Annotated in this window: 14 protein-coding genes; 6 read left to right on the top strand and 8 right to left on the bottom strand. The window is 58.4% G+C overall.

Annotated features, from left to right (window positions below; translation table 11 throughout):
- Nucleotides 1-405: 405 nt before the first annotated feature.
- The 5 genes from BMY73_RS20435 to BMY73_RS20455 form a co-directional block, all read right to left on the bottom strand.
- Nucleotides 406-783 (bottom strand): response regulator, encoded by a 378-nt coding sequence (locus BMY73_RS20435; RefSeq protein ID WP_062381871.1) that lies wholly within the window; start codon nt 781-783, stop codon nt 406-408.
- Nucleotides 784-950: 167 nt separating this feature from the next.
- Entirely contained in the window at nt 951-2,132 is a 1,182-nt protein-coding gene (locus tag BMY73_RS20440; RefSeq protein WP_092409286.1) for a hybrid sensor histidine kinase/response regulator, read from the bottom strand.
- Complete coding sequence (locus tag BMY73_RS20445) at nt 2,126-2,743, bottom strand: chemotaxis protein CheB (RefSeq protein ID WP_092409288.1); 618 nt, start codon at nt 2,741-2,743, stop codon at nt 2,126-2,128. The genes BMY73_RS20440 and BMY73_RS20445 overlap by 7 nt, the downstream gene beginning before the upstream one ends.
- A complete protein-coding gene (locus tag BMY73_RS20450) occupies nt 2,740-3,561 on the bottom strand; it encodes a CheR family methyltransferase (protein ID WP_092409290.1) in 822 nt (273 codons plus the stop codon). Before BMY73_RS20450 ends, BMY73_RS20445 begins: the two co-directional genes overlap by 4 nt.
- A gap of 48 nt (nt 3,562-3,609) precedes the next feature.
- Nucleotides 3,610-7,107 carry a response regulator gene (locus tag BMY73_RS20455; protein WP_092409292.1) on the bottom strand — a complete coding sequence of 1,166 codons (3,498 nt, stop codon included), beginning with the start codon at nt 7,105-7,107 and terminating at the stop codon, nt 3,610-3,612.
- Nucleotides 7,108-7,393: 286 nt separating this feature from the next.
- On the opposite strand from BMY73_RS20455, the gene BMY73_RS20460 reads away from it, so the two are divergent.
- Nucleotides 7,394-7,756, top strand: coding sequence for a response regulator (locus BMY73_RS20460; protein WP_062381876.1), 363 nt, complete (start codon nt 7,394-7,396; stop codon nt 7,754-7,756).
- Nucleotides 7,752-9,053, top strand: coding sequence for a glycosyltransferase (locus BMY73_RS20465; RefSeq protein ID WP_256571252.1), 1,302 nt, complete (start codon nt 7,752-7,754; stop codon nt 9,051-9,053). The genes BMY73_RS20460 and BMY73_RS20465 overlap by 5 nt, the downstream gene beginning before the upstream one ends.
- A 22-nt stretch (nt 9,054-9,075) precedes the next feature.
- Here BMY73_RS20465 and cobF read toward each other — a convergent pair whose 3' ends face one another.
- Genes cobF through BMY73_RS20480 form a run of 3 tightly spaced genes read right to left on the bottom strand, consistent with a single transcriptional unit; the run spans nt 9,076 to nt 10,486 of the window.
- Nucleotides 9,076-9,837, bottom strand: coding sequence for a precorrin-6A synthase (deacetylating) (gene cobF, locus BMY73_RS20470; protein ID WP_092409294.1), 762 nt, complete (start codon nt 9,835-9,837; stop codon nt 9,076-9,078).
- A gap of 27 nt (nt 9,838-9,864) precedes the next feature.
- A complete protein-coding gene (locus BMY73_RS20475; RefSeq protein WP_092409296.1) occupies nt 9,865-10,266 on the bottom strand; it encodes a type II toxin-antitoxin system HicB family antitoxin in 402 nt (133 codons plus the stop codon).
- Nucleotides 10,267-10,303: 37 nt separating this feature from the next.
- On the bottom strand, nt 10,304-10,486 hold the full coding sequence (locus BMY73_RS20480) for a type II toxin-antitoxin system HicA family toxin (RefSeq protein ID WP_092409298.1): 183 nt from the start codon (nt 10,484-10,486) through the stop codon (nt 10,304-10,306).
- A 147-nt stretch (nt 10,487-10,633) separates the two neighbouring features.
- Here BMY73_RS20480 and BMY73_RS20485 point away from each other — a divergent pair, with 147 nt between their 5' ends.
- From BMY73_RS20485 to BMY73_RS20500, 4 genes are all read left to right on the top strand, one after another.
- Nucleotides 10,634-11,539 carry an AraC family transcriptional regulator gene (locus BMY73_RS20485; RefSeq protein ID WP_092409300.1) on the top strand — a complete coding sequence of 302 codons (906 nt, stop codon included), beginning with the start codon at nt 10,634-10,636 and terminating at the stop codon, nt 11,537-11,539.
- Nucleotides 11,540-11,781: 242 nt separating this feature from the next.
- The gene (locus BMY73_RS20490; protein WP_062381881.1) at nt 11,782-13,104 is read left to right on the top strand and encodes an ABC transporter substrate-binding protein; all 1,323 of its coding nucleotides are present in this window, start codon (nt 11,782-11,784) and stop codon (nt 13,102-13,104) included.
- A gap of 78 nt (nt 13,105-13,182) precedes the next feature.
- Nucleotides 13,183-14,115, top strand: a complete 933-nt coding sequence (locus tag BMY73_RS20495; protein WP_092409302.1) for a carbohydrate ABC transporter permease — start codon at nt 13,183-13,185, stop codon at nt 14,113-14,115.
- 10 nt (nt 14,116-14,125) lie between these two features.
- Nucleotides 14,126-14,959 carry a carbohydrate ABC transporter permease gene (locus BMY73_RS20500; RefSeq protein ID WP_062381883.1) on the top strand — a complete coding sequence of 278 codons (834 nt, stop codon included), beginning with the start codon at nt 14,126-14,128 and terminating at the stop codon, nt 14,957-14,959.
- Nucleotides 14,960-15,067: the final 108 nt, after the last annotated feature.

Here is a 15,067-nt window from a genome sequence, read left to right on the forward strand (position 1 = left end):
AACAGTGAGTCTTATCAACACCACGCTGAGCGGTGACAAGTTCCGCCATCGCCACATCGACACCCACAATCGCCGCTGCATCAAGGATTGCCATGTCACACCCTCCGAGCTAGGGTTTAAGAGCTTGCTGGGGGTTCACCGTAAGCGCTGGCTTGCTTCTATCGTCGGTCCAGGCCGATGCATTCCATATCGGCGCTTATAGGTGACAGGGCGGGGCTGGAAGTCTCCCAACGGTCTGTACTGGCTAGAGTCAGATTCGGCTTTCCGTCCCTCCCACCCCATCAAGTCTAAACATACAAGCCGGCTTGCTGGCGAAGGCGTCTGCTCAGTCGCTGCGGGTGCACCGGCCTGGAATATTCGCCAGCAGGTCGGTGGACAGGGCTCGCCGGAATGAGGGCGTTTTTCTCAATTCAATAACTGCTGGATCTGCGAGTGCAGGGTGTCCATGGTGAACGGTTTCGCCAGAATCGGTGCCTTGCGGGCAATCGGGCTGCCGGACTCGACAATTTCGGCTGGATAGCCGCTGATGAAAATCACCTTCAGCTCCGGCCGCAGTTTGACCGCGGGCTCGGCGATCATCACCCCGGAAACGCCACCTGGCAGCCGATAATCGGTGATCATCAGGTCTAGGTGAGGTTTGGTGGCGAGGATTTCAAATGCCTGTTCGCCGTTTTCCGCCTGCAAGACCCGATACCCTTCGCCCGACAGGTAGTCGGACAGCAGCATCAGAATCAGCGGCTCGTCTTCGACGATGAGTACGACATTTTCTGCATCAGAGCTCATTGGAACGCCTTCGATCTTGTAAATAGCTGCCATTACGACCATGGCCCGCGCTGGAGGTTGCGCAGATAAATCAGTTATTTATCCTGACGGTCGTGGGTGCTTGAAACTGACGACGGCAAACACGCTGCGCACCGCTCTGGCCCGCGCCTGCCGGGCCAGAAATGCCTTTAGAGGGGCAAGCTGACGCGAAACAGCGAACCACTGCCCTCTTCGCTTTCCACGCTGATCGTGCCGCCGTGCGCCGCCACGATCTGGTCAGAGATGAACAGGCCCAGACCGAGCCCCGACACCGCATGACTGGCAGACACGCGTTCGAACTGCTGGAAAATGCGTTTCTGGTTCTCGGCGCTGATGCCGATCCCCTGGTCCTGCACTTCCACACGAGCCTCATTGCCCTCGCTGTACACCCGTACTTCGATGGGTTTATGAGCACCGTAACGCAACGCATTCGTTAACAGGTTCGCGACCACCTGTTCGATACGGAATTCGTCCCATACCCCGATCACCGGCTCGCTGGCCTGCAAGGTGACGACGCTCTCGGCCGCGGCAATCTGCGCGGCGTAGCTCTCCACCAGATTGACCACCAGCTCAGACAAGTCAAACGGGCTGGTACGGATGGAAAGCTTGCCGGTGCGGATGCGCGACACATCGAGCATGTCTTCGATCAGACGGATCAGGCTCTGGATCTGTCGCTCGTCGCGATCGACCATTGCCTTGAGCTTGTCCATGGTGAACGCCGACGCATTGTCTTTGGCCAGGTGCAGCTTGCGCAGTTGGGTTTCAAGGATCAAACCGTTCAGCGGCGTGCGCACTTCGTGGGAAACGATCGACATGAAGTCGTCGCGCATGCGAATTGCGTGTTCGAGTTCGTTCTGAGTCGACTTGAGCTCACGCAGTAGCGCTTCCTGCTCCTGACGGCTGCGTTCCAGCGCCTCGACTTGCTGTTTCATCGCCTTGCGTTGGCGGTACAGATCGACGAACACGTTGACCTTGCTCTTCACCGCGTGGATATCCAGCGGTTTGTGCAGGAAGTCGACCGCGCCGCTTTCGTAGCCCTTGAAGGCATAGTTGAGCTCGCGCCCGGCGGCGCTGACGAACACGATCGGAATGTTCTTGGTCTTCTCGGTACCGCGCATCATTTCGGCAAGCTCGAAGCCATTCATGCCCGGCATCTGCACATCGAGAATCGCCATGGCGAACTCGTGCTCCAGCAACAGCGACAGCGCCTCGTCGGCCGACAGCGCCTTGTACACCTGGCGGTCTTCACGTTTGATCAACGCTTCGAGCGCGAGCAGGTTTTCCGGCAGATCGTCGACGATCAGCAACTTGGCTTTGATTTCACTCAGCATGCAATTCGTTCCAGCTCGACAAGCAACAGACCAATGTCGGGCAAAGGCAGGAGAAAGTCTGGTGTGTGCAGGGCCAGCGCTGCGTCGGGCATGGTACGCGCCAACGCCAGGGCCGGGTCCTGGACCACGGTAAGACCACCGTATTCTTTGATTCGTGCCATCCCCCGGGCACCGTCGCTGTTGGCACCGGTCAATAACACGGCGGCGAGCCTCCCATCGTAGGCATCGGCGGCGGACTCAAAGAGAAAATCGACGCTGGGGCGCGAGTGGCACACCCGTTCTTCCTGGCTGAAGGACAGCGTGAAATCCGCTTCCACGGAGAGGTGATACCCAGGCGCCGCGAAGTATAGCGTACCGGGAACGATGGGCTCTTTATCGTCCGCCTCCTTGACCGGTATCGCCAACTGCGCGCTGAACACTTCCGCGAGCAGACTGCGGCGCTCGTCCGGAAGATGCAGCACCGCAATGATCGGCAGTCCGAACCCCTTGCGCAACGGACGAAAAATCTTCAGCAACGCTTCGACGCCGCCAGCGGACGCGCCGACGACGATGGCCTCGACCTTAGGCAACGCAGCGTGATCCGGGGTCGTGCCCGGAAACGACGTTCTCATGATTTTCGGTAGATCCGCTCTTGTTTGACCAAGGGCTCGAAGTGATCCTTATAGCCGGAAAATTCCAGCGTTTCTTTGCTGCCAAGCACTAGAAATCCGCGGTGACACAACGACTCATGAAACAAACCGAACGCCCGGTCCTGCAACTTCTTGTTGAAATAGATCAGCACATTGCGGCACGAGATCAGTTGGGTCTCGGAGAACACACTGTCGGTCGCCAGGCTATGGTCGGCGAAGGTTACATTTTCCCGCAGTGTCTTGTCGAAAATCGCATGATCGTAAGCGGCCGTGTAGTACTCGGAAAACAACCGTTTGCCGCCTGCCTTGAGGTAGTTCTCGTTGTAGGCGCGCATGCTCTCCATGGAGAAGATGCCCTGCTTGGCTTTTTCCAGAGAGGTCGGGTTGATGTCGGTCGCGTAAATGATCGTGCGCTCCAGCAGCCCTTCTTCTCGCAACAGAATGGCCATCGAGTAGACCTCTTCCCCCGTGCTGCATCCAGCGATCCAGATCTTCAGCGAGGGGTAAGTCTTGAGCAGCGGTACGACTTCCTGACGAATCTTCAGGAAGTGCGTCGGGTCACGGAACATCTCACTGACGGGTATCGTCAGGAACTGCAGCAGCTGCATGAACGCCGAAGGATCGTGCAGCACGCGTTCCTGCAAAGCGGAGATGGTCTTCAAGTCAAACTGGCGCAACGCATGGGCGACGCGTCGCTTTACCGACGCCCCCGAGTAATCGCGGAAGTCGTAGCTGTACTTCAGGTAGATCGCCTCGATCAGCAAGCGCAATTCGATGTCGGCATTTCGCTCATGGGGCATCAGTAAAACCTGGTCTTTCTACGGTCGTGGTCAATTGATCCGATCCATTCAGATACGTTCCATTTTGGGCAGCCACACGCGAATCAGCGAGAACAGACGATCCAGGTCGATTGGCTTGGCCAGGTAGTCATTCGATCCGGCCTGCATGCAGCGGTCCTGATCGTCCTTCATGGCCTTGGCGGTGACGGCAATGATCGGCAGCTTGCGCCAGCGCGGGTCTTTGCGTATCTCGGCGGTGGCTTCGTAACCGTCCATCTCCGGCATCATCACGTCCATCAATACCAGATCGATGTCCTCAACCGTGTTGAGCTTCTCGATCGCTTCCAGGCCGTTTCGCCCGACTTCGACGATGGCGCCTTTATGTTCCAGCGCGCTGGTCAGGGCAAAAATGTTGCGCACGTCGTCGTCGACCACCAGGATCTTGCGGCCCTCGAACACACGGTCGCGGCTGCGCGCGGTCTTGAGCATTTTCTGCCGCTCGTTCGAGAGTTGCGATTCGACCTTGTGCAGGAACAAGGTGACTTCATCGAGCAGACGCTCGGGTGAGCGCGCCCCTTTGATAATGATCGTGCGCGAGTATTTGAGCAGCTCGGCTTCTTCATCGCGGGTCAGGTTACGGCCGGTATAAACGATGACCGGCGGGAACGCACAGATCTCGTCGGTGGACATGCGTTTAAGCAGGTCATTGCCGAGCATGTCAGGCAGTTTCAGGTCGATGATCATGCAGTCATAGGCATTGTCGCGCAGCAGTTCCAGCGCGTCCTGAGCGAAACCGACCGCAGTGATCTCGATGTCGTCGTCGCCAATCAGGCGCGCGATGCTGTCACGCTGCAGCGCATCGTCCTCGACCAGCAGCACGCGCTTGACCTTCTGGGTCAGCTTGGCTTCCAGACGCGCGAACACGTCCTTGAGCTCTTCGCGCGTGGTCGGTTTGACGGCATAGCCGATGGCGCCCATCTGCAACGCGGCTTCCTGACGGTCTTCGACGGAGATGACATGCACCGGAATGTGCCGGGTGCTCGGCATCTCTTTCAGACGCTGCAACACGGTCAGGCCGGAATGGTCCGGCAGGCGCATGTCGAGAAGGATGGCATCCGGCAAGAAGCTCGACGCCAGATCGAACCCTTCGTCCGCGCCATGCGCGACCAGGCAGTTGTACCCCAGCTCATGCGCCAGGTCGTAGAGAATGTGGGCAAAACGTACCTCATCCTCGATCACCAGAATGCAGCGATTGTTGAACGGAGCCTTGTCGCGGTCGTCGGCAAACTGGGGAATGGGTTGGCTGGCCGGCACAGGGACCGGAGCGGGCGTAACCGGTGCAGGCTTGGGTGTCGACTGAACAGCGGCGGGTGGCGCCTCGGCATCGGGGCCAACCGTATGCTCCACATATTCCTCAGGCAATACCAGGGTGAAGATACTGCCCTGACCGGGTGCGCTCGTGACCGAGATCGAGCCGCCCAGCAACCTGGCCAAATCACGGGAAATCGACAAGCCCAGGCCCGTGCCGCCATAGCGACGGTTGGTGGTGCCGTCCGCCTGACGGAACGCTTCGAAAATGCTTTCCTGCTGATCTTCTGCAATCCCGATACCGGAGTCGCGCACGGTGAAGGCGATACCCTCGCCCGGCTGACGCGACACGGTCAGGCTGACCGCGCCCGCCTCAGTGAATTTGACTGCGTTGGACAGCAGATTCTTGAGGATCTGCTCCAGACGTTGCCGATCGGTGTACAGCGACACCGGTGCGCCCGGCTGCACTTCCACCGAGAACTGCAGGTGTTTGTCGGCCGCCAACGGTTCGAAGGTCATGCGCAAACCATCGACCAGACGACTGACGCTGCTGTTTTCCGGGCGCACGTCCAGCTTGCCCGCCTCGACCTTGGAGATGTCGAGGATATCGTTGATCAGGTTCAGCAGGTCGTTGCCCGCCGAATAAATCGATTCGGCAAACTTGACCTGCTCTTCGGTCAGGTTCTCTTGCGGGTTCTCGGCCAACAGCTTGGCGAGGATCAACGAGCTGTTCAGCGGCGTGCGCAACTCGTGCGACATGTTCGCGAGGAATTCGGACTTGTACTTGCTCGAACGCTGAAGTTCGTCGGCGCGCGCTTCGAGTTCGATCTGGGCAACGCTCAGCTCTTCGTTATTGCGGTCCAGCGCGTCGCGCTGCTCTGCCAGCGCCTTGCCTTGCTCGGCCAATTGCTCGTTGGTTTGCTCAAGCTCCGCTTGCTGCGTTTCAAGGTGTACCTGGGACTCCTTGAGAATCCGGGACTGTTCTTCGAGCTCCTCATTGGCGGTGCGCAGCTCTTCCTGTTGCACTTGCAGCTCTTCGTTGAGTTGCTGGGTCTCCGCCAGCACTTCCTGAAGACGCTGACGATAGCGCGCTGCTTCGATGGAGGCCCCGATATTTTCGGCCACCAGTTCAAGGAACTCGACGTCACGCGTGGTCAGTTCTCGCAGAAAGCCCAGTTCAACCACCCCGTTGACCTGATCGTCGTTGCGGGTCGGCACCACCACCACGCTGCGCGGGGAACCGTCGCCCAGTCCCGAGGTGACCTTGAAGTAATCCTGCGGCACGTCTTCCAGCACAATGACTTGATCCTGATCGGCGGCTTTGCCTACCACGCCTTCGCCGTTGGAGATCAATTGTTCCTGCAGTTCCTGTTGCCGCGAAAAGCCATAGGAGGCGACACGCACCAGACCGCCGTGCTCCTGACGCACGTAAACCGCAGACACCACGGCGCCCAGGTGTTGAGCAAAGAACTGCAGGACATTGCGCCCCAGAAGATTGAGAGTCAGTTGCCCGATCACTTGTTCGGCGAGATCGCTCTGACCGTTGCGCAGCCACGCAACGTGGGCCAGACGCTCGGCGTCTTCCTGTTGGGCCTTAAGATTGGCGGCATAGGTGCTGGACAGTGCGGTCATGTCACGACGACCGACCCAGGCCAGAATACCGCTGACAATCAAGATGAACGCGATGTACAGCGAAACGGAGATGATCGTGGTGTGGGTCACCTCGGTATTACGCGTCAAACGCAGTTGATGCTCGATGTTCGCCGCCTGATCGTACTGATCGCGAATCTCGTCGGTCAGCCGCTTGCCCCGGCGGTTCAGAATCGGCGTTGCGTAGTCGCCGTTGTTACGGCGCAGGGAAATCATGTCCTGAGCAAACTGATTCCACGATTCTTGCATCGCCGCCAGCCGCTTGAAGCGGTCGACTTGATCGGGGTTATCCGCCACCAGCTCTTCCAGGCCTTTGAGCTCGGCGATGATGCTGGGTTTGGCGACTTCGTAGGGGTCCAGAAAACGCTCATCCCCGGTCAACAGGAACCCGCGCATACCGGTTTCCATGTCCACCGACAACTTTAAAGAACGGTTGATGTTGTTGATGACACGGTCCGTGTGCTCGACCCACTGAATGGCTGACAGCAAATACGTGATCAGTACAACGAAAAAAGCACCGCTAAGAACCCCGACTGCCAAGGGCAAACTGACGTTGCGGCTTAGCAGTTTGCGGAAACGTTGCTCATCGACTGCAGAGGGTTGGATCATCGCAAAGGCCCCGGGCGAATTCGTCTAAACGACGGAGTTTGCCGTAAACTTCAGCAAAAAACTCCAGCATCTGACATACAAGATTGAATTTTCTGACTTTAGCTGTAAGACAAAACGTGGCGCACTATACGTTTGAGTGATTACTTAAAGCCATCACACCCATTTGAATTGTGTCGCTGATGCGTGGAAGTTGTCACAATTACCGGGTCAATCAATACGTCGTTTTTTCGCCGATCATGCGCTGCAGGTTTGATCCGGCCCCTGTCATTTCCAAGGAAAAATCTACATGCCCGACCCAGCCAGCACGATTCTGGTGGTTGAAGACGACAGCATCGTCCGGATGCTGATCGTCGACGTTCTCGAAGAACTCGAGTACCGCGTGCTCGAAGCAGCCGACGGTTCAGAAGCCTTGGCCTTTCTGCAAAACCTGGACGAGACGATCAACCTGATGATGACCGACAAAGGGTTACCAGACATGGACGGCACCGCGCTGGCCAGACGAGCTGCCGAACTGCGCCCCGCCCTGCCGATTCTGTTTGCCAGCGGTTACGCCGAAAATATTGATGTGCCGCCGGGCATGCACATGATCGGCAAACCGTTTTCCATCGACCAGCTGCGCGACAAAGTGAAAAGCATCCTTGGCGATTGAACACCCTTCAAGTGCTCGCCAGACCCATGTCCTGATCATCGGCTACGTGTGGCCGGAACCTCGGTCGTCGGCCGCCAGCGGTCACGTCATGCAGTTGATCGACTGCTTTCTCGAACAGGGTTGGCAAATCACATTCGCCAGTGCTGCCAGCGAGGGCGAACACAAGGCTGACCTGGCAGGCCTGGGCATCACGGAGGTCGCGATCGAGCTGAACGACAGCAGCTTCGACCACTTTGTCAGTGAATTGCAGCCGGATGTCGTGCTGTTCGATCAATTTTTGATGGAAGAGCAGTTTGGTTGGCGCGTCGAGAAGCACTGCCCCAGTGCCGTGCGGGTGCTGGAAACGTGCGACCTGCAAAGCATGCGCCACACCCGGCACCAGATGCTCAAGCACCTGTTGAAGCAAGATGGCGAACGCACCGATTTTGGCGAGCTGTTCTGCGCGCCCGATGCCACCCTTTTCCAGCGCATGTCGGTGACGGACCTGGCGCAGCGTGAATTGGCTTCGTTCTATCGCAGTGATCTGAACCTTGTGGTATCCGACGTCGAAATTGATTTTCTGACGACTCACTTCAAGGTACCCGCCCCTTTGCTTCATTGGTGTCCGTTGATGGTTCGCGACCGACCGGACAGCACCAGAGGCTTCGAAGAGCGTGCGTCCTTCCTGTGCATCGGCAATTTTCGCCACGCGCCGAACTGGGATGCGGTGTTTTGGCTGAAACACACCCTCTGGCCGTTGATTCGTCAGCAGTTGCCGACCGCGCAGTTGCACATTTATGGCGCCTACACCCCACCCAAAGCCACCGCGCTGCATAACCCCGCTCAAGGCTTTCACATCATGAACCGGGCTGAAGACGCATGGGAGGTGATGTCCCGGGCTCGCGTGTCCCTGGCCCCGCTGCGCTTCGGCGCGGGTATCAAGGGCAAGGTGATCGACGCCATGATCTGTGGGACCCCGACCGTCACCACCTCGATAGGTGCGGAAGCCATGCATGGCGATCTGCCGTTTCCAGGCGCGATCGCCAACGATGCCCGAGGGATCGCCGACGCCGCCGTGCGCCTGTATACGGATCAGGCGCTATGGGAGCAGGCCCAACGCGCAGGCGGGGCGTTGTTGCATCAGCGCTTCGCGCATGAGCACCACGCGGCCTCACTGATTGAGCGCATCGAACACCTGCGGGACGATCTGCAGTCTCACCGGACGGCCAACTTCACGGGCGCGATGCTTCGTCATCACCAGCACAAGAGCACGCAATACATGGCGCAGTGGATCGAGGCGAAAAACAAAAACGTCTGAGTATCAGGCGTTTCGCACCCGTTCACTCCAGTCTGCGGCGCAGCAGATAGGTGTCCATGATCCAGCCCTTCGCCGCTCGCGCGGCGTTGCGCGTGCGCTTGATCTGCTCGCAGACCTCCCGCAGCGGACCGGCTATCAGGATTTCATCCGGCGTCCCCAGATAAGCGCCCCAATAGATGTGCAAGTCCTGGTCGACGAACCGGTCGAAGGCGGTCTGTGCATCCAGCATCACCACCACATTGTCGAGATCGGCGCCTTGCTGACGGGCCAGACGCCGACCCGTGGTGATCTGGACGGGCTCACCGATACGGTTCAACGCCACACGGTGTTGCGCCGCCAGGGCCTGGACACTGGTGATGCCCGGGATGACTTCGTAGTCGAACACCTGTCGGCCTCGCGTCAGCACGTGCTCAAGAATCCGCAGCGTACTGTCGTACAACGCCGGATCGCCCCAGACCAGAAACCCGCCAGTTTCGTCTTCCCCGACTTCATCGGCGATCAACTGCTCGAACAGCGCCGCACGCTGCTCGTGCCACTGCTCGATGCCATTGCGGTAGGACAGCGGATCCGCTTCGCGCGCAGGGTCACGCACCTGAACCAGCCGGTAATCATCACCCTCAATGTACTGCTCGCACATCTCCCGGCGCAGCCGCAACAGATCGTCGTTGGCGTATCCCTTGTCGAGAATGAAAAACACCTTCGCGCGGTTCAGCGCCTTGATGGCCTGAACCGTGATGTGGTCCGGATTGCCCGCGCCGATGCCGATGACGAGGATTTTTTTCATGAGCGTCCTTTTTGAGGGTTCGACGACCTACTCATGCAACTCTCGCAGTGCCGCCGTTGCCAGAAACCCCGAACGGGAACTGTAGCGTTGATCACTTCTGACGCGCGCGTCGATCCGTTCAAGCAAAAACTCCGGCAACGTTGCGTTGAAGCGAACCGCCTTACCGAAATAAGGCGTCACGTCGATTTCGATGACGGCCCACACACCCCCCTCATAATCAGGGTTGGCCATGTGCGCATCGATGTCTTTCGCTTCGGGCAACGGGTCGCCATCGGCGACCAGCCCTTCGAAATGCAAGGCTAATGCTTCCTTGGTGTTATCCAGTGCCTGGGCGACCGTCGCACCAGCGGAAAAACAACCCGGTATGTCGGGGATGGTTACGCCATACACCGAATCGGGATCCTTGTGCAGAACCACCGGTAGTTTCATGTTCGATTCCTTTTGATTCGCGCGGGGCCCCAGGTATTCATTTGAGGCCAGCCTGTTTCATGATGTTGTGCACTGTCCCTTTGGGCAGGTCGTCCTTGGGGTGTGGGACTGTCACGCGCCCTTTCTTGGAAGGGTGCTTGTATTGAGAGTGACTGCCACGTACCTCAACCAGAAACCAGCCATCCGCCTCGATCCTCTTGATCATCTCCCTGCTACGCATCAGCCTATCCCTTAATTGACTGATGTGTATAGTACACACTGAAAGTTTGCCAACCCTTGAGCTTGGCCATTTTTGTCAGACCAGATGTAACCGACGCTCAATTAGTGCACATTAAGCCCAGGCTCTTCCCAGAATCACGGCAGCAGCATGACCAAAACAACAAAAGGCACTGACCCTTCCTACGAGTTGATGGACGACCACAACGGCCTGTCGATCATCTACCGCGAACATGGCTTTCCCTGCCCGCTGGTGCGCTGGCATTTCCACAAGGAGTACGAGCTGCACCTGATCGTGGCCAGCTCCGGCAAGGTGTTCGTCGGGGATTACATCGGCAACTTCTATCCCGGCACGCTGTTTCTGACAGGACCCAACCTGCCGCATAACTGGATCAGCCAGGTCGGGGAAGACGAGGTCGTTGCCAAGCGGGACATGCTGGTGAACTTCACCGAGGAACTGCTGGAAAGCGGTAATCAGGTCTTCGCTGAGCTCAAGACCCTGGCGCCGCTGCTGGAACGTGCGCAGTACGGTATCGAGTTTCGCTGCAAACGCACGATCCGTCAGGCGATGAAGCTGATGCAGAAGATCGCCGACTCCTCCGGGATGACCCGCCTGGGCCACTTCTTCATCCTGCTCGAACTGCTCGCCGCCAGCGACGACTTTCAGTTGCTGTCAGGCACCACGGCTTCGCAGCTGTCTGACGATCACGCGGTCGAGCGCACGAACAAGGCGGTCGATTACATCTTCACCCACTATGCGCGGGAACTGACCCTCGAAGAGGTCGCCGACCACCTGGGAATGAAGCCCACCTATTTCTCCCGAGTCTTCAAGCAGGCCACAGGGCGGACGTTCGTCGAGTTCGTCAATCGCCTGCGCATCAGCAAGTCCTGCGAACTGCTGGCCGACGGCGAGAAACCGGTGACCGATGTGTGTTTCGAGTCCGGTTTCAACAATATTTCCAACTTCAACCGGCGCTTTCAGAAGCTCAAAGGGATGACGCCCTCGCACTATCGGCGCCTCGCCGTGCAACGTCTGACAGAGCAAAACCTGTACTGATTCACTCGCTTGCCGCCTCCTTCTACTACGCTGGAACTGCGCCGGAGCCTGCCGGAACGCCGTTTCGGCGTGTCGCCGTTTGAACGACCAGTGCAAAAAAGTATCAGTTCAAGTGTGTCGCAGGATTTGTCAATGTCCGTGCAGACCGTTGTAATCAACTGACCTTCTTCCATGTCTCCGGAAGGAACAAAAACAATAACCGAGCTTCTGCCGTCCCTCGGGACACAGAAGAGGAGTGATAAATGAAGACCTCTGCAAAAGTTCTGCTGGCTGGCACCTGTCTGACACTCTCAACCCTGGCCACCCTGGCTGAAGCGGGCGACGTGACCATCGCCACCGTCAACAACAGCGACATGATCCGCATGCAGCGGCTGTCGAAAACCTTCGAAGAACAGCATCCCGACATCAAGCTCAAGTGGGTCGTGCTCGAAGAGAACGTGCTGCGCCAACGTCTGACCACCGACATCGCCACCAAGGGCGGTCAGTTCGACGTGCTGACCATCGGCATGTACGAAGCCTCACTCTGGGGCGCCAAGGGTTGGTTGAAGGAAATGGACAACCTGCCTGCGTCCTACGCTCTGGATGACGTGTTTCCCTCAGTGCGCGACGGCCTGTCGGTCGACGGCAAACTCTATGCCCTGCCGTTCTACGCCGAGAGTTCGATCACCTACTACCGCAAAGACCTGTTCAAGGCCGCCGGCCTGACCATGCCGGAACGTCCCACCTGGACCCAGATTGCCGAATTCGCTGACAAACTCACCGACAAATCGAAAGAACAGTACGGCATCTGCCTGCGCGGCAAGGCGGGCTGGGGTGAGAACATGGCGCTGATCACCACCGTGGCCAACGCCTTCGGTGCGCGCTGGTTCGACGAACAGTGGAAACCGCAGTTCGATCAGCCTGAGTGGAAAAACGCGCTGACGTTCTACACCAACGTGATGAAGAAAGACGGCCCTCCCGGCGCCTCGAGCAACGGCTTCAACGAAAACCTGGCGCTGTTCAACAGTGGCAAATGCGCCATCTGGGTGGACGCCAGCGTCGCCGGCTCGTTTGTGACCGACAAGTCGCAGAGCAAGGTGGCCGACAGCGTAGGCTTCACCTATGCGCCTCACGAAGTGACCGACAAAGGGTCGGCGTGGTTGTACTCGTGGGCCCTGGCCATACCGACCAGTGCCAAGAACGACAAGGATGCGCGCGCCTTCACCGAGTGGGCGACATCCAAAGAATACGCCGCGTTGGTGGCCGAGAAAGACGGCGTCTCCAATGTGCCGCCAGGCACGCGCGCGTCGACCTATACCGATGCGTACAAGCAAGCGGCGCCGTTCGCCAACATCACCCTGGAATCGCTCAAGGCCGTGACGCCCAAAGCACCGACCCTCAAGCCTGTGCCCTACGTCGGCATCCAGTTGGTGACCATTCCCGAGTTCCAGTCGATCGGTACCTCCGTGGGCCAGCAGTTCTCTGCGGCGCTGGTAGGCACCTCTTCCGTCGACCAGGCACTGACCAATGCGCAAAGCGTGACCGAACGTGAAATGAAGCGAGCCGGTTACCCGAAAAAGGGATAACGCACGTCGCTTCAAGGCAGCAGTTGGCGCCCTGTCGCTGCTGCCACGCTCACGCTTTCGTCCCGGTTCGGAGTCATCATGAACACGTCAACCATTCCCCCTCGTACGGCCGCGGCCGATGAAACGTCCCACGCCAAGGGCAGCGTCACCAAACCTGGCTGGTTTCTGGTCAGTCCCTCGGTGCTGTTGCTGCTGGTCTGGATGATCGTCCCGCTGGGCATGACCATCTACTTCTCGCTGATTCGCTACAACTTGCTGAACCCGGGCGAAAACGAATTCGTCGGGCTCGAGAACTTCGAATTTTTCGTCACCGACGCAGGGTTTTTACCCGGCGCCATGAACACCCTGTTGCTGGTCGGCAGCGTTCTGGCCATCAGCGTGATCCTCGGCGTATTGATCTCGGCGTTGCTGGAGGCCAGCGAGTTTCTGGGCCGCGGCATCGTGCGCGTATTGCTGATCTCGCCGTTCTTCATCATGCCCACGGTGAGCGCGCTGATCTGGAAGAACCTGATTTTTCACCCGGTTTCCGGCATTCTCGCCTCGGTCTGGAAGCTGTTCGGGGCGCAGCCCGTGGATTGGCTGGCCAATTACCCGATGCTATCGATCATCATCATCGTCTCCTGGCAGTGGCTGCCGTTCGCCATCCTGATCCTGATGACCGCCATGCAGTCCCTTGACCAGGAACAGAAAGAAGCCGCGCGCCTGGACGGTGCGGGTCCCATCGCGATCTTCTGGCACCTGACCCTGCCACACCTGGCGCGCCCCATCGCCGTGGTGGTGATGATCGAAACCATCTTCCTGCTGTCGGTGTTCGCGGAAATCTTCACCACCACCAACGGCGGCCCAGGCTTCGCTTCAACCAACCTTGCGTACCTGATCTACAACCAGGCGCTGTTGCAATTCGACGTGGGCATGGCATCGGCAGGCGGCTTGATTGCCGTGGTCATCGCCAATATTGCCGCCATCATCCTGATCCGGATGATCGGCAAAAACCTCACCGACAAGTCTTGAGGGCAAGGTCATGATGACGCTCAAACAATCCCGTCGCCTGCAAAGCGTGCTGCTCGGCACCTTGTCGTGGGTGATCGCTGCGCTGATTTTCTTCCCGATCTTCTGGATGGTACTGACCAGCTTCAAGACCGAGATCGACGCGTTCGCCACGCCGCCACAGTTCATCTTCACGCCGACGCTGGAAAATTACCTGCACATTCAGGAACGCAGCGATTACTTCCACTTTGCCTGGAACTCGATCCTGATTTCCTTCAGCGCCACGATCCTGTGCCTGCTGATCGCGGTGCCAGCCGCGTATTCCATGGCGTTCTTTGAAACCAAACGGACCAAGAGCACGTTGCTGTGGATGCTGTCCACCAAAATGCTGCCGCCGGTCGGCGTGTTGATGCCGATCTACCTGCTGGCCAAGACATTCGGCCTGCTCGACTCGCGCATCGCGTTGATCGTGATCTACACCCTGATCAACCTGCCGATCGTGGTCTGGATGATTTACACCTACTTCAAGGACATTCCCGGCGAAATTCTCGAGGCTTCCCGACTGGATGGCGCGACCACCCGCCAGGAAATCTTCAAGGTGTTGATCCCGATCTGCAAAGGCGGCCTGGCTTCCACGGCACTGTTGTCGTTGATCCTGTGCTGGAACGAAGCATTCTGGTCCTTGAACCTGACCTCGTCCAACGCCGCGCCACTGACCGCCTTGATCGCTTCGTACTCAAGCCCTGAAGGGCTGTTCTGGGCCAAGTTGTCAGCGGTGTCGACACTGGCCTGTGCGCCGATCCTGATCTTCGGCTGGATCAGTCAGAAACAGTTGGTGCGCGGCCTGTCGTTCGGTGCCGTGAAATGATCGAGAACACGATGGTTCCCACGCTTTGCGTCCAGTCGCTGACGCAGAGCGTCGATGGATGCATGCCCACGCGAAGCGTGGGAACGATCCTGTTCAGTACCCTTTGTG

Source organism: Pseudomonas sp. NFACC02, from assembly GCF_900110765.1.
Classification (GTDB): domain Bacteria; phylum Pseudomonadota; class Gammaproteobacteria; order Pseudomonadales; family Pseudomonadaceae; genus Aquipseudomonas.